Source organism: Actinokineospora pegani, assembly GCF_009745975.1.
GTDB lineage: Bacteria > Actinomycetota > Actinomycetes > Mycobacteriales > Pseudonocardiaceae > Actinokineospora > Actinokineospora pegani.
The window spans coordinates 1-21,512 of sequence record NZ_WHOL01000112.1; the positions used below are offsets into that span (position 1 = coordinate 1).

24 protein-coding genes and 2 pseudogenes are annotated in these 21,512 nt (G+C 72.8%); 13 read left to right on the forward strand and 13 right to left on the reverse strand.

What is annotated here, in order from left to right; all coding sequences use genetic code 11:
* Nucleotides 1-79 precede the first annotated feature (79 nt).
* The 6 genes and pseudogenes from GCL84_RS22120 to GCL84_RS22145 form a co-directional block, all read right to left on the reverse strand.
* Nucleotides 80-388 (reverse strand): annotated as a pseudogene (locus GCL84_RS22120) (transposase); the annotation flags it as partial.
* Between the two features lie 145 nt (nucleotides 389-533).
* Complete coding sequence (locus tag GCL84_RS22125) at nucleotides 534-845, reverse strand: hypothetical protein (protein WP_156757454.1); 312 nt, start codon at nucleotides 843-845, stop codon at nucleotides 534-536.
* 10 nt (nucleotides 846-855) lie between these two features.
* Nucleotides 856-1,242, reverse strand: a complete 387-nt coding sequence (locus GCL84_RS22130) for a hypothetical protein (protein ID WP_156757455.1) — start codon at nucleotides 1,240-1,242, stop codon at nucleotides 856-858.
* A gap of 314 nt (nucleotides 1,243-1,556) precedes the next feature.
* Nucleotides 1,557-1,757, reverse strand: a pseudogene (locus tag GCL84_RS22135) (LexA family protein); the annotation flags it as partial.
* Between the two features lie 9 nt (nucleotides 1,758-1,766).
* Complete coding sequence (locus GCL84_RS22140; RefSeq protein ID WP_156757456.1) at nucleotides 1,767-2,249, reverse strand: SRPBCC domain-containing protein; 483 nt, start codon at nucleotides 2,247-2,249, stop codon at nucleotides 1,767-1,769.
* A 19-nt stretch (nucleotides 2,250-2,268) separates the two neighbouring features.
* Entirely contained in the window at nucleotides 2,269-3,279 is a 1,011-nt protein-coding gene (locus tag GCL84_RS22145) for an NADP-dependent oxidoreductase (protein WP_156757457.1), read from the reverse strand.
* Nucleotides 3,280-3,398: 119 nt separating this feature from the next.
* Here GCL84_RS22145 and GCL84_RS22150 point away from each other — a divergent pair, with 119 nt between their 5' ends.
* Together GCL84_RS22150 and GCL84_RS22155 are read left to right on the forward strand one after the other, a co-directional pair.
* Entirely contained in the window at nucleotides 3,399-4,352 is a 954-nt protein-coding gene (locus tag GCL84_RS22150) for an LLM class flavin-dependent oxidoreductase (protein WP_235926579.1), read from the forward strand.
* Between the two features lie 62 nt (nucleotides 4,353-4,414).
* Entirely contained in the window at nucleotides 4,415-5,398 is a 984-nt protein-coding gene (locus GCL84_RS22155; protein WP_156757459.1) for an aldo/keto reductase, read from the forward strand.
* A 7-nt stretch (nucleotides 5,399-5,405) separates the two neighbouring features.
* On the opposite strand, the gene GCL84_RS22160 is transcribed toward GCL84_RS22155, so the two are convergent.
* Entirely contained in the window at nucleotides 5,406-6,605 is a 1,200-nt protein-coding gene (locus tag GCL84_RS22160; RefSeq protein WP_156757460.1) for an MFS transporter, read from the reverse strand.
* A 110-nt stretch (nucleotides 6,606-6,715) separates the two neighbouring features.
* Here GCL84_RS22160 and GCL84_RS22165 point away from each other — a divergent pair, with 110 nt between their 5' ends.
* Nucleotides 6,716-7,051 carry an ArsR/SmtB family transcription factor gene (locus GCL84_RS22165; RefSeq protein ID WP_235926580.1) on the forward strand — a complete coding sequence of 112 codons (336 nt, stop codon included), beginning with the start codon at nucleotides 6,716-6,718 and terminating at the stop codon, nucleotides 7,049-7,051.
* Between the two features lie 81 nt (nucleotides 7,052-7,132).
* Here GCL84_RS22165 and zwf read toward each other — a convergent pair whose 3' ends face one another.
* The gene (gene zwf, locus GCL84_RS22170) at nucleotides 7,133-8,518 is read right to left on the reverse strand and encodes a glucose-6-phosphate dehydrogenase (protein WP_235926582.1); all 1,386 of its coding nucleotides are present in this window, start codon (nucleotides 8,516-8,518) and stop codon (nucleotides 7,133-7,135) included.
* A gap of 97 nt (nucleotides 8,519-8,615) precedes the next feature.
* Here zwf and GCL84_RS22175 point away from each other — a divergent pair, with 97 nt between their 5' ends.
* The gene (locus GCL84_RS22175) at nucleotides 8,616-8,807 is read left to right on the forward strand and encodes a DUF3072 domain-containing protein (RefSeq protein WP_156757462.1); all 192 of its coding nucleotides are present in this window, start codon (nucleotides 8,616-8,618) and stop codon (nucleotides 8,805-8,807) included.
* Between the two features lie 56 nt (nucleotides 8,808-8,863).
* Here GCL84_RS22175 and GCL84_RS22180 read toward each other — a convergent pair whose 3' ends face one another.
* Nucleotides 8,864-10,057 (reverse strand): thiolase family protein, encoded by a 1,194-nt coding sequence (locus GCL84_RS22180; protein WP_268891390.1) that lies wholly within the window; start codon nucleotides 10,055-10,057, stop codon nucleotides 8,864-8,866.
* Nucleotides 10,054-10,797: an SDR family NAD(P)-dependent oxidoreductase gene (locus GCL84_RS22185; protein ID WP_156757463.1), complete on the reverse strand. Its 744-nt coding sequence runs from the start codon at nucleotides 10,795-10,797 to the stop codon at nucleotides 10,054-10,056. Before GCL84_RS22185 ends, GCL84_RS22180 begins: the two co-directional genes overlap by 4 nt.
* A gap of 75 nt (nucleotides 10,798-10,872) precedes the next feature.
* On the opposite strand from GCL84_RS22185, the gene GCL84_RS22190 reads away from it, so the two are divergent.
* Both GCL84_RS22190 and GCL84_RS22195 read left to right on the forward strand, forming a co-directional pair.
* Nucleotides 10,873-11,664 (forward strand): amidohydrolase family protein, encoded by a 792-nt coding sequence (locus GCL84_RS22190; RefSeq protein WP_156757464.1) that lies wholly within the window; start codon nucleotides 10,873-10,875, stop codon nucleotides 11,662-11,664.
* Complete coding sequence (locus GCL84_RS22195) at nucleotides 11,664-12,794, forward strand: acyl-CoA dehydrogenase family protein (protein ID WP_156757465.1); 1,131 nt, start codon at nucleotides 11,664-11,666, stop codon at nucleotides 12,792-12,794. The genes GCL84_RS22190 and GCL84_RS22195 overlap by 1 nt, the downstream gene beginning before the upstream one ends.
* 20 nt (nucleotides 12,795-12,814) lie before the next feature.
* Here GCL84_RS22195 and GCL84_RS22200 read toward each other — a convergent pair whose 3' ends face one another.
* Nucleotides 12,815-13,591 carry an NAD(P)H-binding protein gene (locus tag GCL84_RS22200; protein WP_197523444.1) on the reverse strand — a complete coding sequence of 259 codons (777 nt, stop codon included), beginning with the start codon at nucleotides 13,589-13,591 and terminating at the stop codon, nucleotides 12,815-12,817.
* An 80-nt stretch (nucleotides 13,592-13,671) separates the two neighbouring features.
* Between GCL84_RS22200 and GCL84_RS22205 the strand changes: the two genes are divergently transcribed.
* Nucleotides 13,672-14,556 carry an AraC family transcriptional regulator gene (locus GCL84_RS22205; RefSeq protein ID WP_156757467.1) on the forward strand — a complete coding sequence of 295 codons (885 nt, stop codon included), beginning with the start codon at nucleotides 13,672-13,674 and terminating at the stop codon, nucleotides 14,554-14,556.
* 127 nt (nucleotides 14,557-14,683) lie between these two features.
* Here the strand turns inward: GCL84_RS22205 and GCL84_RS22210 are convergent, their stop codons facing one another.
* Together GCL84_RS22210 and GCL84_RS22215 are read right to left on the reverse strand one after the other, a co-directional pair.
* Nucleotides 14,684-15,541, reverse strand: coding sequence for an enoyl-CoA hydratase-related protein (locus GCL84_RS22210; protein ID WP_156757468.1), 858 nt, complete (start codon nucleotides 15,539-15,541; stop codon nucleotides 14,684-14,686).
* Nucleotides 15,538-16,734: a CaiB/BaiF CoA transferase family protein gene (locus tag GCL84_RS22215; protein ID WP_156757469.1), complete on the reverse strand. Its 1,197-nt coding sequence runs from the start codon at nucleotides 16,732-16,734 to the stop codon at nucleotides 15,538-15,540. Before GCL84_RS22215 ends, GCL84_RS22210 begins: the two co-directional genes overlap by 4 nt.
* A gap of 143 nt (nucleotides 16,735-16,877) precedes the next feature.
* Between GCL84_RS22215 and GCL84_RS22220 the strand changes: the two genes are divergently transcribed.
* The 6 genes from GCL84_RS22220 (at nucleotide 16,878) to GCL84_RS22245 (ending at nucleotide 21,487) form a co-directional block, all read left to right on the forward strand.
* Nucleotides 16,878-17,636, forward strand: coding sequence for an SDR family NAD(P)-dependent oxidoreductase (locus tag GCL84_RS22220; RefSeq protein WP_156757470.1), 759 nt, complete (start codon nucleotides 16,878-16,880; stop codon nucleotides 17,634-17,636).
* Nucleotides 17,633-18,394 carry a crotonase/enoyl-CoA hydratase family protein gene (locus tag GCL84_RS22225; RefSeq protein ID WP_156757471.1) on the forward strand — a complete coding sequence of 254 codons (762 nt, stop codon included), beginning with the start codon at nucleotides 17,633-17,635 and terminating at the stop codon, nucleotides 18,392-18,394. Before GCL84_RS22220 ends, GCL84_RS22225 begins: the two co-directional genes overlap by 4 nt.
* Before the next feature lie 62 nt (nucleotides 18,395-18,456).
* On the forward strand, nucleotides 18,457-19,191 hold the full coding sequence (locus GCL84_RS22230) for a FadR/GntR family transcriptional regulator (protein WP_156757472.1): 735 nt from the start codon (nucleotides 18,457-18,459) through the stop codon (nucleotides 19,189-19,191).
* A gap of 114 nt (nucleotides 19,192-19,305) precedes the next feature.
* Complete coding sequence (locus GCL84_RS22235; RefSeq protein ID WP_156757473.1) at nucleotides 19,306-20,304, forward strand: LGFP repeat-containing protein; 999 nt, start codon at nucleotides 19,306-19,308, stop codon at nucleotides 20,302-20,304.
* Nucleotides 20,305-20,441: 137 nt separating this feature from the next.
* The gene (locus GCL84_RS22240) at nucleotides 20,442-20,765 is read left to right on the forward strand and encodes a putative quinol monooxygenase (RefSeq protein ID WP_156757474.1); all 324 of its coding nucleotides are present in this window, start codon (nucleotides 20,442-20,444) and stop codon (nucleotides 20,763-20,765) included.
* A 44-nt stretch (nucleotides 20,766-20,809) separates the two neighbouring features.
* Nucleotides 20,810-21,487 (forward strand): DUF899 domain-containing protein, encoded by a 678-nt coding sequence (locus GCL84_RS22245; protein WP_156757475.1) that lies wholly within the window; start codon nucleotides 20,810-20,812, stop codon nucleotides 21,485-21,487.
* The last annotated feature ends 25 nt before the right edge of the window (nucleotides 21,488-21,512 follow it).

Consider the following 21,512-nt stretch of genomic DNA (forward strand, 5'->3'; position numbering starts at 1 on the left):
GCCTGGCGCAGGACGCGACAGATCGGCTCGACCCCGAACTCCTGTTTGTGGCGGTCGATGTAGTCGATCACCGTTGCGTGGGGCGGTCGAGCTCCGCCGCGAAGAAGGTCGCCGCCGACCGAAGAATCTCGTTGGCGCGCTTGAGCTCCGCCACCTCACGCTTGAGGCGCTTGAGCTCAGCGGACTCCACCGTCGTGGTCCCCGGACGGGCGCCGTGGTCGACCTCGGCCTGCCTGATCCACTTGCGCAGCGTCTCCGGAGTCACCCCGAACTTCGGCGCGATCGAGCACACCGCCGCCCACCACGACGGGTACTCCTCCCGATGCTCCGCAACCAGCCGCACCGCCCGCTGACGCACCCCAGCCGAATGCCGTGACGTTCCTGCCATGACTCCATCCTCCACAGGCAATGAAGTCCCCACCGAACCCGGGGCGGTTCATTGCCCTTCGCGGCCTCTTGATGTTCCTCATCGGGTTGTCGGCGGCACTGAGATGGTTCTGCGCAACCGCGTGATCGAACACCCGTCGAAGTGCCTAGTACATCTTCAAGGCCGCGCCGCCACCCGGCGCGCTGGATGTTCGTCTGACCTGCGCTGTCCCGTGCGCCCACGCGATCAAACCCTGCGCCTGGGCCGGACTGATGTCGTCCAGACGCAGCTTGCCCCACTTCTGCAGCATCTTGTTCCACGCGCTGCGCCACGCCATGACCGATGCCACAGTCGTGGCGTCCTGCACGGCAGGCATGATCTCGGCAAAGGTGGGGACCGGCCGCGTCATCTCGTGACTGTCGACAAGGTCCTGGGCGGTGACCCCCATGCGCTTCATCAGATCCACGACGATGGCCACGTCGGCTCGATCACTCATCCCGACCCTCCGGGGCCGTGGATGAGCCGCTCCCGGGTGGCTCTCCTCCGGTCGGGCGGGGGTCACCCTGGCAGGCATCCACACGCGCTCGCACGTCGCGGACAACCTGGTCCAGGACCTCCACACCGAGGACGAGCAGGGCGGACCGGGCGGGCTGGGCAACCAGCAGCACCTGATCGCGATCGCCGAAACCGCATCGCTGCCGTGTCGACGAGGGGATCGCGACCATCCCTCGCCTGACGAGCGTGTGCTTCCCGAGTCCCGACTCGCGCACGACGACGATCCCGTCGACGTCCTCGATGCTCACCCGGGTGCCCGCAGACCAGCCCAACAGGCCGACAAGCCTGCGCTCGGCAAGACGACCGGACCCGTCGAACACCGCGATGGCGTATCGACCCAGCGGGCGTTGGCGGGTGATCGGTACCGAGGGCACCTCGGGTGCCTCGGTGCGCCGGAGATCGAGGACTCGTGGCCTGGGGTGGTTGCCTGCGACACCACCGACGCACGGTGGATCCGCGGAATCAGGAGCGCCCGAAGGTTCGGGCAGACGGAAGGGGGAGCCCCACGGGGGCGCCTGGGCGTCACTCACAGTGACCCCCTCGGGCGACTCGAGGAGGGTCGCTCGGAGTGCTCGCTGTCAGGTCACGCAGGCTGGGGTCGGGGATGTATCCCGTATCGGAGTGGAGTAGACACCTTCTCCTCCAGGCTCGCCAGGTGCCGCGAGACCGCCGACGCCGACCGCAGGCCCACCGCGTCGCCGAGTTGGCGGGTGCTGGGCGAGTACCCGTGCCGCACCACCCAGTCCCGGATGGCCACCAGGATGCGCTGCTGCCGTTGCGGCAGGCCACTCGCGTCGAGCTGGTCGAAGGGGTCGAAGTCCCTGGTGCTGGTCACCGCGGCATCCTAGTCGCCGGCCGGGGCGCGGCCGGGTAGGGACTCGACGTGGGCGGCCAAGTTCGCCAAGGCCATCCGGGTGCCCGCCTCGTTGTCCGCCGGGGCGACGCCGTCGGGCAGGTCGTCGTGCCGGATCGTCACCCTGGTCGCGGTCCCGACGGGGGTCAGCGTCGTCGTCATGGTCATGGGGCGGCGCAGGTCCGGGTCGGCGGAGTCGAAGGCGATGCGCTCGACCACCTTCTCGTTCGCCGCCAGCTCCACGAACTCCCCCGAGTAGGTGTCGGTGTTGGCCTCGGTCTTGCCAGCGGCCCCAGGGTCGGCGTAGGTGAGCGAGACCCGGGAGCGCCCACCCGGCCGCGCGTCGAACTCGTGGACCACCGCGCTCATGCCGTGCGGGAACCGCCACGTCGCGATCGCCGCCGCCGACGTCAACGCCTGGAAGACGGTGCCCGCGTCCGCGTCGACGACCCGGGAGACCTCTGTGGATGCCATCGCGCGGAGTGTAGTGGTGTCAGGAACCCAAGCGCACGACCATCTTGCCGACGTTCCCACCGCGCAGCAGGTCGATGAACGCCTGCGCCGCGTTCTCGATCCCGGCCACCTCGGTGTGCGCGTCCGGCAGGGACCCCTCCGCCAGCCACCCGCGCGCGGAGTCCAGGAACTCCTCCTGCAGGGCGAAGTGGTCGGACACGATGAACCCGCGCAGCGTCAGCCGCTTGCCCACGGCCAGCATCAGGTTGTCCGGGCCCGGCGTGGGCTCGCTGTTGTTGTACTGCGAGATCGCCCCGCAGAGCGCGACCCGGCCGTGGTTGTTGAGCGTCGAGATGGCCGCGCGCAGGTGGTCTCCGCCGACGTTGTCCAGGTACACATCGATGCCGTCCGGCGCGAGTTCGCGGAGTTGCTTCTCCAGGGCGCCCTCGCGGTAATCGATCGCGCCGTCGTAGCCGAACTCCTCGACCAGCCGCCGGTTCTTCTCCGGGCCGCCCGCCGACCCGATCACCCGGGACGCGCCGAGCTTGCGCGCGATCGCGCCCGCCGCCAGCCCCACCGCGCCCGCCGCGCCGGAGATGAACACCACGTCGCCCTCTCGGACCGGGGCCACCACCCGCAGCGCCGCGTAGGCGGTCAGCCCGGTCATCCCGAGCACGCCGAGGTAGGCCCACCCCGGGGCGCCGTCCACATCGACCGGTTGCACGGCTGAGGCCTTCAGCGTGGCGTACTCCCGCCATCCCGCCTGGTGCAGGACCGCCGTGCCCGCCGGGATGTTCTCCGCCCGGGACTCCACGACGGTGCCCACGGCCGCGCCGTCCATCACCTCGCCCACCTTGAACGGCGGCACGTAGGACTTGACGTCGTTCATCCGCCCGCGCATGTACGGGTCGACGGACAACCAGTCGTTGCGGACCACGATCTGACCCTCGCCGGGGACCGCCACCTGGGCCTGCACGAGCGCGAAGTCGGAGAGCGCGGGCTCCCCGACCGGGCGGGAGGCGAGGTGCACCTCGAGGCCGGTTTCGGGCACTGCGAACACTTCCTCTCAGTCTGCTGGAATCCAGCGTAACCCAGTGCGGGCGAACGTGTTCGCGACGCGAAGGTCGGGCACGATGGAGGAGGGCCGCTCACGATCGAGGAGGACTGCCGGTGTCCAAGGTCGGTTTCCAGGTTCCCCGCACGCTGCACCCGGCGAGGATCGCGGACTTCGCGCGGGCGGTGGAGGCGGCGGGGATGGACGAGGTGTGGGTGATCGAGGATTGCTTCCACCCCTCGGGCATCGCCGCCGCCGCGACCGCGCTGGCGGTGACCGAACGGGTGACGGTGGGCATCGGGATCCTGCCCGCCGTGGCCCGCAACGCCGTCTTCACCGCCATGGAGGCCGCCACCCTCGCCGAGGCGCACCCGGGCAGATTGGTCTACGGCATCGGGCACGGGATGCGGGACTGGATGCGCCAGATCGGCGCGGCCCCCGCCTCGCCGCTGACGGCGCTGGCCGAGCACCTCGACGCCGTGCGCGGGCTGCTCGCCGGGCAGGAGGTCACCGTCGAGGGCCGCTACGTGCGCCTCGACCGCGCCGCGCTGGAGTTCCCGCCCGCCCAGCCGCCGCCGGTGCTCGCCGGGGTGCGCGGCCCCAAGTCGCTGGAACTGGCAGGCCGCCACGCCGACGGGACCCTGCTGGCCGAGCCGGTGACCCCCGCCTACCTCGCCGCCGCCCGCGCCGCGATCGAGCGCGGCCAGGGCGACACCCCGCGCCCCCACCCGATCACCGCCTACACGCTCTTCCACCTCGACGACGACCCCGCCACCGCCCGCGACGCCGTCCGCCCCACCCTCGCCGCCGCCATCGCCGATCCCGCCTGGGCGGCCCACCTCGCACCGCTGGACCTGGGCCACGACCTGGACCGGATCGCCGCCCTGCCCGCCGCCGAGCGCGCCGCCGCCCTCCCGGACGCCTGGGTCGACGAACTGGCCGTCGTCGGCACCGCGGCCGACTGCGCGCGCCGCATCGGCGAACTGCACGAGGCAGGCGCCGCCTCGGTGGTCCTGTCCGCGGTGGGCGACCTCGACGGGCAACTGCGACGCGCGGCGCGACTGCGCTAGGGCGGACGCCGGGGCGCCTGCCGTGCCAGGCTGGTGGAAACGCGCGACAGGAGGCACCGACGATGAGGTACCGGCGGTTCGGCAGGCTCGGCTGGGAGGCCAGCGAGATCGGCTACGGCATGTGGGGGGTCGCGGGCGGCGACGGCGGCTGGTCCGGGGCGGATGACGAGACGGGCATGCGGGCGCTGCAGCTCGCCGTCGACCTGGGCTGCACCTTCTTCGACACCGCCTGGGCCTACGGCGAGGGGCACAGCGAGGAACTGCTGGGCAGGCTGCTCAAGGCCAACCCGGACCGCAGGCTGCGGATCGCCACCAAGATCCCGCCCCAGGACCGCACCTGGCCCTCCACGCGGCAGTCGCGGCTGGCGGACGTCTTCCCGGCCGAGCACATCGTCGAGTACACCGAGAAGTCCTTGGCGAACCTGGGTGTCGACCGCGTCGACCTGCTGCAGTTCCACGTCTGGGAGGACGCCTGGGCCGACGACCCGCGCTGGCAGGACGCCATCGCCGGGCTCAAGCGGCGCGGCCTGGTCGACGGGGTCGGCATCAGCGTCAACCGGTGGGAGCCGACCAACGTCCTCCGGACGCTGGAGACCGGCCTGATCGACTCGGTGCAGGTCATCTACAACATCTTCGACCAGAACCCCGAGGACGAGCTGTTCCCGCACTGCCGGGAGCACGACATCGCCGTCATCGCCCGGGTCCCGTTCGACGAGGGCACCCTCACCGGGACCCTCACCAAGGACTCCACCTGGCCCGATGGCGACTGGCGCAACACCTACTTCGTGCCGGAGAACCTGGTCCCCGCGGTCGAGCGCGCCGAGCGGGTCAAGGCCGACCTGCCCGACGACCTGCCCCTGCCCGAGGCGGCGCTGCGGTTCATCCTCAGCGAGCCGACCGTCTCCACGGTCATCCCGGGGATGCGCGGCATCCGCAACGTCAAGGCCAACATCGCCACCAGCGACGGCGCGGGCCTCGCCCCGGACCTGCTGGCCACGATGCGCGCGCACCGCTGGGACCGCGAGCCCACCTGGTGGTCGCAGTGAGACCGGGTCACACCCCCGCCGCCACCGGCTGGGGCCGATCGGTCCAGGTCCTGGCCCCGAAAGCCAACCCGCCCACCGCGACCACGCCCAGCGCCGCCATCGTCCACGGCGGCGACAGCGCGGCGCCGAGCGCGCCCGCGAGCAGGTAGGTGACCAGCCACCCGGCGTGCGACAGGGCGAACTGGGCGGCGAAGAGGGCGGGCAGTTCGCGCTCCTCGGCGCTGCGCCGGATCAGCCTGCCGACCGGGGTGAGCACCAGCGAGTAGGCGGTGCCCAGCACGAGCCAGCCGATGAGGACGGTCGGCAGCGCGGGGGCGGTGGCGTAGAGGGCGGCGAGGGCGAACAGGGCGGCCCCGAGCACCCCGGCCCCGGTCAGCACCACCACCCGGTCGGGGACGCCGGTCAGGACCCGGGGCAGGGTCAGGGCCGCGAGCATCGACCCGGCGCCGAACGCGCCGAGGCCGACGGCCACCGCGGTGTCGCCCAGCCCCAGGTCGCCGCGGACCAGGACGACCGTGTTGACCAGGACCATCGACCCCGCGGCCGCGGCGGCGAGGTTGAGCCCGAGCTGCGCGCGCAGGCGGGGCGTGCGCAGGTACTGCCGGATGCCCCGGGTGACCTGGCCGGACCCGGTGCGGTCGGTCTCGGGCAGCCGCACGCCCAGCACGAGCGCTGCCGAGACGAGGAAGCCGAACGCCGTCCCGGCGAACAGCCCCGAGAACGAGACGACGGTGAGCAGCGCGGCGGCGAGGACAGGGCTGACGATGCCCTCGAGGTCGTAGGCGAGGCGCGAGAACGACAGCGCCCTGGTGTAGTCCCGCTCGTCCGGCAGGACGGTGGGGATGAGCGCCTGGAACGCCGGGGTGAACGCCGCGGACGCCACCTGCAGCAGGGTGACCAGCGCGAAGACCTGCCACACCGACGTGACGAACGGCAGCGCCGCCGCGACCGCCGCGCGCACCAGGTCCAGCCCGACCAGCAGCGCCCGGCGGGGCATCCGCCGGGTGAGCACCGCCGCCACCGGCGCCACGACGACGTTGGCGACCATCTTCACCGCCAGCGCCCCGCCGAGCACCGCACCCGCCCCCACCCCCGCGAGGTCGTAGGCCAGCAGTCCGAGCGCCACTGTCGCCAAGCCGGTGCCCACCAGCGCCACGAGCTGCGCCCCGAGCAGGTGCCGGTACGTCCGACGTCGCAGAATCCCCATGTCGCGCACTATATGTGCACGTGTGCGCACGCGACAACGGTGCAACTGCAAGGTGTTCCGCACCTGCCAGTAAGGTGGTGTTGCCCATCGCTGGCACCCGGAGGCCCACGTTGACCCGCGCTCCCGACACCGACCTGCCCCCCGCGCCGGAGATCGACGCGGCGGTCGCCGCCCTCCGCATGCTCGCCGACCCCACCCGGCTGCGCATCCTCTGGCTCCTGAGCACGGCCGAGCACGACGTCACCACCCTCGCCGCGCTGGTCGAGACCCCTCGCCCGTCGGTCTCCCAGCACCTCACCAAGCTCCGCCACACCGGCCTGGTCAGCACCCGACGGGAAGGCCGCCGGATCTTCTACACAGCCAGGGGCGGCCACGTCCGCCGCATGGTCGCCGAAGCCCTCCACGCCGCTTCGCACCACATCCGCGACCTGCCCGACCACGACTGACCCCGGCCCCCGTCGCCGCCCGCGACTGCGGCGTCCGGTGTGGACACACGCGGGGCGCGCTCGGCGACGGGGGCTGACCGCTCACGCTTCCTGCGCTCGCCAGCCGCGCTCGCCGGGCAGCTCCAGTGCCGCCTCCGGACCCCAGCTACCGCGCGCGTAGGGCCGCACCTCGGGCGGGTCCCGCAGGATCGTCTCGCACACCTGCCACAGCCGCTCGATCTCCGCCGAGCCGCTGAACAGGGTCTGGTCGCCGCGCAGCACGTCGAGCAGCAGCCGCTCGTAGGCCTCCAGCGGCTGCTCGCCGTCGAACGCCTCCTCGAAGTCCAAGTCCATGTGGGCAGCGCCGATCCGCAGCTCCGGGCCCGGCCGCTTGGCGCGGATGCGCAGCGACAGCGAGGCCTGCTCGGACAGCTCGAACACCAGCTCGCTCGGCCCGGCGGCCACCTCGCTGGGGAACATCGCCAGCGGGGGCTCGCTGAACCCGACCGTCACCGTGCGCTTGCCCGCCGCCATCGCCTTGCCGGTGCGCAGGTAGAACGGGACGCCCTGCCACCGCCAGTTGTCGATCCACGCCCGCACGGCGACGAACGTCTCCACCTGGGACTTGTCGTCGACGCCCTCCTCGTCGCGGTAGCCCTCGTACTGGCCGAACACGACGTCCTGCGGCTCGAACGGCCGCAGCGACCGGTAGAGCTTGAGCCGCTCCGCGCGCAGCGCCTCGGCGGAGATCTCCGTCGGCGGTTCCAGGGTGAGGAAGCCCAGGATCTGGCACAGGTGCGTGGTCACCATGTCGCGGAAGGTGCCGGTGGACTCCATGAAGCCCGCGCGGCCCTCAATCCCGATCTTCTCCGGGACGTCGATCTGCACGTAGGCGATGTGCCCCTGTCGCCAGATGGGCTCGAAGAGGCCGTTGGCGAACCGGAACACCAGGATGTTCTGCACCGCTTCCTTGCCCAGGAAGTGATCGATGCGGAACAGGTCCTCTTCGGCGAACACCCCGTGCAGCGCGCTGTTGAGCTCCTTGGCCGTGGCCAGGTCGCTGCCGAACGGCTTCTCCAGGACCAGCCGCGCGCCCTCGGCCATGCCGGTCTCGCCGAGCATGCCCACCATCGGCTTCATGGTGTTCGGCGGGACGGACAGGTAGAGCAGCGAACGGGAGTCCTCGCCGAGCTCGTCGCGCTTGGCCCGCACAGCCGCCGCGAGGTCGGCGCCGTCCTCGGCGGACGAGGTCTGGAAGGTGATCCGCTGGGCGAACTCGGCCCACGCCTCCCGGTCCTCGACGGCGGCGCCGACCTTGTCCCGGAACTCCTCGTCGGTGCCGGGGGAGTGCCGCCCGGACCCGATGATGGCGAACTCGGGCAGCAGTCCGGCCCGGTGCAGGCGGAACAACCCGGGGAACAGCTTGCGCTTCGCCAGGTCCCCGGTCGCGCCGAAGATCACGAAGACGTGCGGTGGGATCGTCGTCACCGGAGTCAGTATCCGGGTGCCGCCCGCATCCCGCTCGTCGCGCGTCCCGCGCTCTCCCGGACTAAGCTGGACGAACACGTGTTCGACAAGGAGGATCATGACCGAGCCCACCCCGGAGAAGCCCACTGAGGACTGGGTCACCGGCGACGAGCCGATGACCGGCCCCCAGCGCTCGTACCTGAGCACCCTGGCCCAGGAGGCGGGTGAGGACGTCCCCGACGACCTCACCAAGGCGCAGGCCAGCGAGCGCATCGAGCAACTGCGGTCCAAGACCGGTCGCGGCGACTGACGGTCCGGCCCGCTGTCCGCGGGTGGCGCTGACGACGTGACCGCCGCGGGGCCCTCCTAGCAGGTCAGGTTCTCGATGATGGTGGCGTTGGCCATGCCGCCCGCCTCGCACATGGTCTGCAGGGCGTAGCGGGAACCGGTGGCCGCCAGGTTGTGGATGATCGTGGTCATGAGCCGCGCCCCGGACGCGCCCAGGGGGTGGCCCAGCGCGATCGCCCCGCCCAGCGGGTTGAGCCGGGCGGGGTCGAGGCTGGGGAACTCCGCGTGCCAGGCCAGCGGGACGGGGGCGAACGCCTCGTTGACCTCCACGGCGGCCATGTCCTCGATCGCCAGGCCGGCGCGCGACAGCACCTTGTGCGTCGCCGGGATGGGGCCGGTGAGCATCAGCAGCGGGTCGTCGCCGACCACCGCCGAGGCGACCACGCGGGCCAGCGGGGTCAGCCCCAGGGCGGTGGCCTTGGCCTCGCTCATCACCAGCAGCGCGGCGGCGCCGTCGGTGAGCTGGGACGAGTTGCCCGCGGTGATCTTCCAGTCCACCTCGGGGAAGCGGTCCGCGTAGGAGGCGAACGCCGGGCGCAGGCCGGAGAGCTTCTCGGCCGTGGTGCCGGGGCGGATGGTCTCGTCAGCGGAGAGCGCCGTGCCGTCCGGGAGGGTGACGGGGGCGATCTCGGCGGTGAAGTCCGCGGCGGCGGCCCGGCGGTGCGACTCGGCCGAGTAGGCGTCCAGCGCTTCGCGGGACAGGGACCACTTCGCCGCGACCAGCTCAGCCGACACGCCCTGCGGGGCCAGCACCGGGTAGCGCGCGCGGACGCCGGGACCCACCGGGTCGGCCTCGCCCCGGGCCGAGCCCATGGGCACGCGGCTCATCGACTCGACGCCCGCGGCGATGGCGATGTCGTACGCGCCCGCCAGGACACCCTGCACCGCGAAGTCGACGGCCTGCTGGCTGGACCCGCACTTGCGCTCGATGGTCGTCGACGGGACGTGCTCGGGGTACCCGGCGGCCAGCCAGGCCTGCCTGCCCGGGGTGGCCGACTGCTCGCCGTTCTGGCCGACGCAGCCCACCAGCACGTCGTCGACCGACCCGGGGTCGATGCCCGCGCGGTCGATGAGCGCGGTGAGCGTCTGGGCGAGCAGGTCGACGGGGTGCAGGCCCGACAGGGCCCCGCCCGCCTTGCCCTTGGCCATCGGGCTGCGCACGGCGGCGACGATGACAGCGGGGGTGACAGCGGGGGTGGCAGCGGGGATCACGGTTGTCCTCCATCGACGGTGATGAGCGATCCGGTGGTGTAGCTGCCCGCGTCCGAGGCCAGGTACAGGGCGATGCCCGCCACCTCGTGCGGCTGCCCGCCCCGGCCCAGGGCGAAACCGGCGGCGCGGCGGGCGAAGGCCTCGGCGTCCCAGGCCTTGCTGACGTCGGTGAGGAAGGTGCCCGCCACGATGGCGTTCACCCGGACGGCGGGGCCGAACGCGTGCGCCATGCCGACGGTCATCGTGTTGAGCCCGGCCTTCGCGGCGGCGTAGGGAAGGTTGTGCGCGCGTGGCTTGTGCGAGGACATGCTGCTGACGTTGACGATCGAGCCGCCGCCCGCCGCGGCCATCCGCGTCCCGGCCAGGGCGGCCAGGCGGAACGGGCCCTTGAGGTTGACGTCGAACACCTTGTCCCACAGCGCCTCGGTGACGTTGTCCAGCCCGTCGTAGAGCGGCGACATGCCCGCGTTGTTCACCAGCACGTCCAGTCGCCCGAACTCCTCGACCACCCGGTCGAGCAGGGGTTCGGACCGCTCCCAGTGGCCGACGTGGAACGCCAGCGGCAGCGCCCGCCTGCCGGTCTCCGCCGAGATCTCCGCCGCGGCCGCCTCGCACGACTCCAGGTCGCGCGAGGCCACGACCACGTCCGCGCCCGCCGCCGCGTACGCCCCGGCGATCACCCGGCCCAGGCCGCGGCTGCCGCCGGTCACCAGCGCCACCCGGCCACTGAGGTCGAACATCGGTGCACCTCTCCTCTTCTCACCCCGCCATCCCCTGTGCGACCATACTAACCATACGCATGGATTGGAGAAACCGTGATCATTGATGTGCACTGCCACGCGTGGCCGGACCGGATCGCGGAACGCGCCCTGTCCGGGCGTTCCCCGGAGCTGCCGCGCACCGGCGACGGCACCCTGTCCGGCTTGCGCGGGGCGATGTCGAGGTCCGGCGTGGACAACGCGGTGGTCCTGGGCATCTCCGACGACGCGAAGCGGGTCGCGGGCGCCAACCGGTTCGTGGCCAAGGCGATGTCCGAGGGCTACTACGGCTTCGGCACCGTCCACCCCGGCCTCAGCGTGGCGGAGAACCTGGCGATCCTGCGCGAGCACGGCATCCGCGGGGTCAAGCTGCACTCGCTGTTCCAGGGGTTCAGCTACACCGACCCGCGGGTGATGGAGCTGTTCGAGGCGTTCGGCTCCGAGATCGCCGTCATCGCCCACGTCGGCGACGGCGGCGACGCCGCGGCCAACGACCGGGGCACCCCGGCGATGATCCGCGAGATCGTGACCACCTTCCCCGACCTGCGCCTGGCCGCCTGCCACTTCGGCGGCTACCACCGCCTCGACGACGCCGAGGCCGAGCTGCTGGGCATCGACAACCTGTTCCTGGAGACGTCGTGGCCGCCGACCATGGCCGCCATCGACCCCGACCGGGTGCGCCGCATCATCTCCCGGCACGGCGCCGACCGGGTGGTGTTCGGCTCCGACTGGCCGATGGCCGACCCCGCCGCCGAGATCGCCGCGATCCGCGCGCTCGGCCTGTCCGACGACGCCACCGAGGGCATCCTCGGCGGCAACTTCCTGCGCCTGATGGAGGGCCGGTCCTGATGTTCGAGCTGGACGAGCACCACCGCGGCCTCGCCGAGACCGCCCGCGCGGTCGCGGCCTCCGTCGCCGGGCACGCCGACGAGGCCGACGACATGCTCACCGTGCACCCGGTCATGCGCGAGGCGCTGCGGGAGAGCGGCCTGCCGGAGCTGTGCGTGGTGAACGCGTTCGGCGGGCGGTCCGACAAGATCGACCCGCTGGCCATCACCGTGGTCCGCGAGGCGCTGATGGCCGAGTCGGCGCACCTGGACGGGCTGTTCGGGATGCAGGGCATCGGCAGCTACGCGCTGTCGCTGCGCGGCCACCCGTCCGTGCAGGAGCGCTGGCTGCCCCGGGTGGCCCGGCTGGACGCCATCGCCGCGCTGGCGCTGACCGAGCCGGAGGTGGGCAGCGACCTCAAGGCCATCACCACCACCGTGGTGCAGGACGGCGACGGCCTGGTGGTCACCGGGGAGAAGTCGTTCATCACCAACGCGGGTGCCGCCGACTTCTACACCGTCCTGGCCCGCGAGGGCGAGGGCTACTCCCTAGTCCTGGTCCCCGCCGACACCCCGGGCGTCTCCGTCGAGATCGGCCCCCGGCTGATCGCCCCGCACATCATGGGCGCGGTGTCCTTCGCGGGCGCCCGGGTGCCCGCCACGCACCGCATCGGCGACCCGGGCACGGCGTTCAAGCTCGTGCTGACCACCCTGGCCACCTTCCGCGTGTCGGTCGCAGGCGCCGCGGTCGGCCTTGCCCAAGCCGCGCTCGACGAGGTCGTGCGGCACACCAACACCCGCTCGCAGTTCGGGGCGCGGCTGGCCGAGCTGGGCCCGATCCCGCACTTCGTGGGCACGACCTGGGTCGAGGTCGAGTCCGCCCGCCTGCTGACCTACCAGGCCGCCGCTCGGGCCGCCGCCGACCCGCTCGCCGCCCTGGACCGCTCGTCGATGGCCAAGGTCGCCGCGACCGAGGCCGCCGCCCGGGCCACCGACCGGGCCGTCCAGTTCTCCGGCCGCTTCGGCCTGGTCACCGGTACGAAGGTGGAACGCCTCTACCGCAACGCCCGCCCCATGCGCGTCTACGAGGGCGGCAACGAGGTCCTCACCGGGCAGCTCGCCAAGCGCCTGGCCAAGCTCTCCGGCTACTGACACCCGGTGGCCTGGCCGCGTCAGACCGCCGGGAACGGGCGGGGGGCGCGCCCCAGCACCTGGCGCACCCCGTCCGACACCGGGGTGTCCAGGCCGCGCTCGATCGCGGTGACCGTGGCGGCCATGTCCTCGGCGTCGAGCCGCGGCCAGCCCTGGGCGACCAGGTCGGCGACGTACTCCGCCGCGGGCACGGGGGTGTAGCGCGCGCCGGGGAAGTGCCCGGCGACCTCGGCCAGGGTCAGGGCGCGGGGCCCGGTCAGCTCGTAGGTGCGGCCCGCGTGCCCGTCGCCGGTCAGGACGGCGGCGGCCACCTCGGCGATGTCGTCCGCGTCGACGAACGGGGCGGCGCCGTCGCCCGCCGGGAGGCGGAGGTCGCCCGCCCGCAGGGCGTCGGCGAACAAGCCCTCGGTGAAGTTCTGGGCGAACCAGGTGGGGCGCAGCACGGTCCACTCGCGGTCGCTGGCGCGCACGGCCTTCTCGCCGCTGGTGTGGGTCAGGCCGCTGCCGCTGTCGGTCGGGGCGTAGCCGGGCACGTCGACGCCGCGGCCGGAGAGCAGGACCACGCGGTGGACGCCCTGGTCCGCGCAGTGGCGCAGGAACGGGCCCGTCAGCGCCTCGCCGTCGAGCGGGACGATGAACACGGCGTCGACACCGTCGAGGACGGCGCCCCAGGTCGAGCGGTCCGTCCAGTCGAACCTCGGGGTCGTGGTGCGGGAAACCGCGCGGGTGGGGTGGCCCGCGAGGGCGGCGGCGACGCGGCTGCCCACGGTGCCGGTCGCTCCGGTGGTGAGGATCATGGGGCCACTCAAGCCCGGCGCGCGGGCCCCGGGAATGTCGTCGGGGCTCGGCCGCATGTCCGGGCGTCTACGGTGGCGGTGTGGACGCTTTGGGGGAGTTGCTGGGCGGGGTGCGGGCGCGGTCGGCGCTGATCACCAGGAACGCGGTGGAGCCGGGGTTGGCCGTGCGGCTGGCGGCGGACGCCGCGTTGTCCCTGGTGGGGGTGGTGCGGGGCCAGGCGTGGGTGTCCGGGCAGCACCTGGCCGAGGGGGACGTCGCGATCGTGCGCGGGCCGGGGTTCACCGTGTCCGAGGACCGGGTGGCCTGCCCGACCCGGGTGCTCACCGAGGCCGACTACTGCGCCCGGTCGCTGGTCGTCGGCACCCGCGAGTGCGGGCCGCCCGACGCGCCGGTGCAGGTCGTCAGCGGCGCCTACACCGGGCCGGAGGGGGTCAGCGGGCGGTTGCTCGCTGCCCTCCCCGAGGTCGCCGTGGTCCGCGGAACGCCGGTGCTGGCCCAGGTCGCCGCCGAGATCGCGGCCGACCGCCCGGGCCAGCAGGCCGTCCTCGACCGGATGCTCGACCTCGCCCTGGTCACCGCCTTGCGCTCCTGGTTCGACGCCACCGGGCACGTCCCGCTCTCCCCGGTCGTCGACACCGCGTTGCGCGCCATGGCGGACGACCCCGCGCACCCGTGGACCGTCGCCGTCCTCGCCGAGCGCGTCGGCCTGTCCCGCGCCGCGCTGGCCCGCCGCTTCACCGCCGAGACCGGCACGCCGCCCATGGCCCACCTGGCCGACCTGCGGCTGTCCCGCACCGCCGCGCTCCTGCGCGACTCGGACGAGACGCTGGCCGCCATCGCCAGGAAAGTCGGCTACGCCAACGCCTACGCGCTCAGCACGGCCTTCAAGCGCGCCAACGGGACCTCGCCCGCGCACTACCGTGCGCTGGGCGCACCACCGGTTCCGCGGGCGACTGCACGATGACCGCGACCGAGAGGCCCAGGCTCAGCGTGGCGGCCACAGCGGGGGGCCCGACCTCCTGCCCCAGTCCCTCCACGCTCAGCGCCGCAACCCCCAGCGCCGCCGCCGAGACGATCGCCCGACGCGGGGGTCAGCAGGCGGGTGGTCCGGCGGTGAACGCCGGGTCCGCGGGGCCCATCGGGATGGCGGGCAGGTCGCGCGGGACCGTCTGCGCGAACTCGGCCTGCCTGCGCTCCAGCAGCGAGGCGACGCCTTCGGTGGAGTCCGGGCTCTCGCCGCGCAGCAGCATCGCCCGGGACTCGGCGACGTTCGCGGCCATCGGGTGCGGCTCGCCGAGCATCCGCCACATCAGCATGCGGTTGAGCGCCACCGACACCGGGGCGGCGTCGCGGGCGATCCCGGCGGCCACCGCGCGCGCGGCGGGCAGCAGGTCGTCCGGCTCGTGCACGGAGGTGACCAGGCCGCCCGCGAGCGCCTCCTCGGCGGTGAGGACCCTGCTCGTGGTGACCCACTCGGCGGCCTTGGCCATGCCGACCAGGCGCGGCAGGAACCACGACGAGCAGCTCTCCATGACGATGCCGCGCTGGGCGAACACGAACCCGAAGCGGGCCCGCGTCGAGGCCAGCCGCAGGTCCATCGGCAGCGTCATGGTCACGCCGACGCCCATCGCCGGGCCGTTGACCGCGGCGATGAGCGGCTTGGCGCAGGCGTAGAAGCGCAGGGCCAGCTCCCCGCCGGAGTCGCGTGTCCTGGCTCGCTCCGGCTCGTCGAGGCGGGCGAACGCGCGCGGCCCGGGGGACAGGTCCATCCCCGCGCAGAACGCCTTGCCCCTGCCGGTGACGATGATCGCCCGCACCGCGTCGTCCGCCTCGGCGACGTCCAGCGCGCCGACCAGGTCGTCCTTGAGGCCGACGGTGTAGGTGTTCAGCGGCGGGCGGTCGAGGGTGATGGTGGCGACGTGGTCGTCGACGGCGAGGTCGACCGTCATCGGATGACCTTGGCCGCCCGCAGGTCGGCCAGCTCCGCCGCGCCCAGGCCCAGGCGCTCGGTCAGCACCTCGTCGGTGTGCTCGCCGACCGCGGGCACGCCGTCGTAGCCGGGGCCGTCGTAGCCGCCCAGGTGCAGCACCGGGCCGGGCATCTTCACCGCGCCCAGCGCCTCGGTGTGCAGGTCGACCAGCGTGCGCTCGACGAAGTGCGGGTCCTCGGTGATGTCCTTGGCGTCGTTGACCGCCGCCGCGACCACCTCGTGCCTCTCCAGCACCGCGAGCACCTCCGGCCGGGTCATCGAGCCGACCCAGGAGGTGACGTGCGCCTGCAGTTCGGCGTTGTTGGCCAGCCGGTCGGCGTTGGTGCGGTAGCGCGGGTCGTCGACGAACTCCGGGCGGCCCATCGCGACGAACAGCCGCTCGGCGATGCGCTGCGAGGACGCGGCGATCGCCAGCCACCCGCCGTCGGCGGCCTGGTAGACCCCGCGCGGGGACGCCGCGCCGGTGGAGTTGCCCTCGCGCGTGGCGATCTCGCCCTTGGCCGTGTAGCGCAGGACCAGGTCGCCGAGGATGAACATCAGCGGCTCGTAGAGGGCGACGTCGACGCAGTCGCCGAGGCCCGTGCGCTCGCGCTGGTACAGCGACATGGCGGTGCCGTAGGCGGCGGCGATCCCCGCGATGGAGTCGGCGAACCCGAACGGCGGCGAGGTCGGCGGCGAGTCCGGCCAGCCGTTGATGAAGGCGAAGCCGCTCATCACCTCCGCCACCGTGCCGAAGCCGGGCCGGGCGCTGTGCGGTCCGGTCTGCCCGAAGCCGGTGACCCTGGTCAGCACCAGGCGCGGGTTGACCTCGCGCAGCGCGTCCCAGCCCAGGCCCCACGCCTCGAGCCTGCCTGGCCGGAACGACTCCACCACCACGTCGACCTCGGCGGCCAGCCTGCGCACCAGGTCCTGCCCGCCCGCCGAGCGCAGGTCGACCCCCAGCGACCGCTTGCCCGCGTTGATCCGCGCGAAGCCCAGCGAGTGCCCGTTCTTCTGCGGTACCCAGTGCCGGGCGCCGTCGCCGGAGACCGGGTCCTCCACCTTGAGCAGCTCGGCGCCGAAGTCGCGCAGCATCCGCCCCGCCGTCGGCGCGGCGTACATCGAGCCCAGCTCCAACACCGTGATGCCCGCCAGGGGGCCGTGACCGCTCATCGCCGTTCCTCCTTGCCGCACCGATGGGTATAATCATATACATAGATAGGGCGGGTGACAACGGCCATGTCCAATCGTCATAACCATGAGTATGATCGGGCAGGTTCGGCCTCGGTTGGACCTCGAGTGAAGGGGTGTGCGGGATGGATGTCAACGGCATCGCCGCGCTGGTGACCGGTGGGGCGTCCGGCCTGGGCCGGGCGACGGCCGAGGCGCTGGTCGGACTCGGCGCGAAGGTGGTCGTCGCCGACCTGCCCGGCTCGCCGGGCGCCGAGGTCGCGGCCGGGATCGGGGCGGCGTTCGCCCCGGCCGACGTCACCGACACCGACTCGATGAGCGCGGCGCTCGACGTCGCGGCGAGCCTGGGGCCGCTGCGCGCCGTCGTGCACTGCGCGGGTCGCGGGCAGCGGGTGCGACTGGTCGAGAAGGACGGTTCGCCCGGGTCGCTGGAGACCTACAAGAGCATCGTCGAGCTGAACCTCGTCGGCACCTTCAACGTGCTGCGCCTGGCCGCGGCCAGGATGGCGGCCACCGAGCCGGTCGACGGCGAGCGCGGGGCCATCGTGCTCACCGCCTCGATCGCGGGCTTCGAGGGCCAGATCGGCCAGATCCCCTACGCCTCCTCCAAGGCGGGCGTCCTCGGCATCACCCTGCCCGCCGCGCGCGACCTGGCCAGCAAGCTGATCCGGGTCTGCACCATCGCGCCGGGAGTCTTCGACACCCCGATCCTCGACAACATCCGCGACGACGTGAAGGCCTCCCTGGAGGCCTCGGTGCCCAACCCGCGCAGGCTCGGCCAGCCCGCCGAGTTCGCCGACCTGGTCCTGGCCGTCCTCGGCAACGCCTACCTCAACGGCGAGACGATTCGCCTCGACGGCGCCCTCCGGATGGCCCCCAGATGAGCCCGGTGGACGTCGCGGCGCGCGGCGGTGTCCTCGTCGTCACCATCAACCGGCCCGAGGTGCGCAACGCGATCGACACCGCGACCGCTGTCGCGATCGGGGACGCCCTCGACCGGCTCGACGCCGACCCGGACCTCGTCGCCGGGGTGCTGACCGGCGCGGGCGGCACGTTCTGCGCGGGCATGGACCTCAAGGCGTTCCTCAACGGCGAGCGGCCGCGGGTCGAGGGCCGCGGGTTCGCCGGGATCGTCGAGCGGGCCAGCGCCAAGCCGCTGATCGCCGCGGTCGAGGGGCACGCGGTCGCGGGCGGGTTCGAGATCGTGCTGGCCTGCGACCTGGTGGTGGCCACGGACAAGGCCGTCTTCGGGCTGCCCGAGGTCAAGCGCGGCCTGGTCGCCGCCGGGGGCGGGCTGATGCGGCTGCCGCAGCGCGTCCCCTACCAGGTGGCCCTGGAGCTGGCGCTCACCGGCGACCCGCTGCCCGCCACCCGCGCCCACGACCTCGGCCTGGTCAACCGGCTCGTCGGCGTCGGCGAGGCGCTGGACGCCGCGGTCGAGCTCGGGGAGAGGATCGCGCGCAACGGTCCGCTGGCCGTCGCCGCCACCAAGCGGATCGTCACCGCCGCCCGCGATTGGCCCGCCGAGGACTTCTTCGCCCGGCAGGCGCCGTTGGCCGAGGCCGTCCGATCGTCGGACGACGCCAGGGAGGGCGCGTCGGCGTTCAAGGAGAAACGGGAACCGAGGTGGTCCGGGCGATGAGCGCGGTGCCGCTGAATACGATGATCGGGACAGGGATCCGGCAGACAAGAGGGGGCGAGGGTATGCGGTTCGCGCCCAAACCACAGAAGACGGCGCTGATCCTCGCGCAGCGCATCGTCCGCGACATCCACACGCGCGGACTCCGGCCAGGGCAGAAGCTGCCCCCGGAGCGGCTGATGATGGAGGAGTACGAGGCGGGCCGCGGCACCTTGCGCGAGTCGCTGCGCTACCTGGAGCTGCAAGGGGTCCTGTCGTTCAAGCCGGGCCCCGGCGGCGGCCCGGTGGTGGAGAAGCCGGGCGCGGACAGCCTCGCGGCCACCCTGGCGCTGCTGCTGCAGTTCGACGGCGCCCCCTACCGGGTCATCGCCGAGGCCCGCGCCGCCTTCGAGCCGCTGATGGCCGGACTCGCCGCCGAGCGCATCACCCCCGAGCGGCTCACCGACCTGGAGAGGTCGGTGACGGACATGGAGTCCGGCCTCACCGACCACGACATCTACCTCGAGTCCAACGTCCGCTTCCACGACATCATCGCCTGGGCCTCCGGCAACTCCCTGTTCGGCTTCCTCATCGACGTCATGGTCGGCGACATGGACATCAGCGGCGCCGCGCACGGGATCAACTACCCGGTCCGCCGCCGCCAGGCCGTCCTCAAGGCCCACCGCAACATCTACGAGGCCATCGCCGCCGCCGAGCCCCACCAGGCGACCGAGGCCATGCGCGAGCACATCGACGAGTACCTGACCTACATCACCCGCAAGTTCCCCCAGTCCCTCAGCCGCCAGATCACCTGGCAGTAGCCCGCGAGCGGCCGTTCAGGTGGGAGTTCGGCCGGAAGCGGACACCACGGGCTCGCGGGGTGGGGGTGGCGGGCACGATTCGCCTGGTGAGTCCGCACCCTGCGAGGAGTTGACATGAGGCGATCGCTCGCGTTCCTCGGGGCGCTGGTCGGGGTGGTCGTGTCGGTGCTGCCCGCGACGGCGGTCCCGGTGGTCCCCGGGCCGTTGGGGACGGGGACCATGCCCCTCGCGTGCGGCGTCCCGGCGCAGCGGGACATCCGGGTGACGCGCAAGGTGTACGAGGTCGGGCAGCGGCGGGCGGTGTCGGCCAAGGTGATGCTGGCCGGGTTCGAGGCGGGCTGGGTCGAGTCGCACATGAACAACCTCGGCTGCGGGGACCGGGACTCGCTCGGGGTGTTCCAGCAGCGGCCGTCGCAGGGCTGGGGGTCACCCGCGCAGATCTTGGACGTCGACTACGCGGCCACGAAGTTCTTCGAGGTCGCCCAGCGGATGGAGCCCCACCACGTCGGCGGCACCGCCGGGCAGCTCGCCCAGGCGGTGCAGCGCTCCGCCTTCCCCGAGCGCTACGACCAGGCCCAGGGCATCGCTGTGGCCCAGCGCGACGAGGCGTTCCAGCCCTACGGCCTGATCGGCGACAAGTACCGCGCGCTCGGCGGGCCCGGCGGCGTCCTCGGCGGACCGGTGCGCGCCGAGGCCGACGCCTTGCTGGGCGGGCGGTTCACCGAGTTCGCCAACGGCATGATCATCTGGCACCCGACCGTCGGCGCGTTCGCGGTGCACGGCCAGATCCTGCGCCGCTACTGGGACACCGACGCCGAGCGGGCGTGGGGCTTCCCGGTGATGGACGAGGCCGCCGCCGGGACGAGCCCCGCCGGCACGACAGGCCGCTACCAGCGGTTCCAGCGCGCGTTGTTCCTGTGGTCGGAGCGCACCGGCCCGCGCGTCGTCCACGGCGAGATCGGCAAGGCCTTCGTCGCGGGCGGCAACGAGCGCGTCCTGGGCTACCCGGTCTCCGAGGAGACCCCGCGGGCCGGGGGAGGGTTCCACCAGGACTTCGAGTCCGCGGTCATCCACTGGACCCCGGAGCGGGGGACGTGGGTCGACCGGAGGTAGCCGTCGCGATGATGTCCGATGTGGACGATCGCCGGACCGCCTGCGGTCGATGTGCCGGTCGTCCCGGGGTGTCAGGTGGCAGAGGCCGCGCGGTGCCGTGCATAGTTGAGAGCGCACATACCGCGCGGAGGAGAGACATGATCTTCATCACGGCCAAGTTCCAGGTCAAGCCCGAGTCCGCCGAGCGCTGGCCGGAGATCGCCAGGTCGTTCACCGAGGCCACCCGCGCCGAGGAGGGCTGCCTGTGGTTCGACTGGTCGCGCTCGCTGGCCGACCCGAACGAGTACGTCCTGGTCGAGGCCTTCCGCGACGGCGACGCGGGCGGGGCGCACGTGCGGTCCGAGCACTTCAAGGCCGCCCAGCGCGACCTGCCCCAGCACCTGGTGGAGACCCCGCGCATCGTCAACGCCGAGGTGCCCGGTGCCGACTGGTCCCGGCTCGGCGAGCTGGCGGTCGACTGACCGGAGTTGTTGCGCCCGGTGCCCGGTCGGGGGAAGGTCGTCCCATGCAGACACGGGACGCCACCGCCCGACCGGACATCGTGGACCTCGACGAGTTCCAGCGCGCCCGCGCGGAGCTGCTGGTCCAGGAGAAGGAGCTGACCCGCCTCAGCGACAAGATCGCCGCCCAGCGCAGGCGGCTGCCCATGACCCTCGTGCCCGAGTACACCTTCGACGGCGAGCACGGCCCGGTGACGCTGCGCGGCCTGTTCGGCGACCGGACCCAGCTCGTCGTCCAGAACTTCATGTTCGACCCGGAGTGGGACGCGGGCTGCCCGTCCTGCTCCTACATGGTCGACAACATGCCGCACCTGGCCCACTTCGGCCCCCACGACATCGCCGTCGCCTGCGTCTCCGCCGCCCCCATCGCCAAACTCCTCGCCTACCGCGACCGCATGGGCTGGCAGGTCCCCTGGGTGTCGTCGCGGAACAACACCTACAACCGCGACTTCGGCTGGACCGCCGACGACGGCGAGCGACCGGGCTTCAGCTTCTACGTCCGCACCAACGACGACGTCCACCTCACCTACTCCACCGACGGCCGCGGTGTCGAACCCCTCGCGGGCATGGTCGGCTACCTCGACCGCACGGTCTTCGGCCGCCAGGAGAACTGGGAGGACTCCCCGGCGGGCTGGCCCCAGGGCGAACCCTTCCGCCACACCCGCCGCCACGACGAGTACTAGGTGTACCTGGCCATCAGGTTGGTGC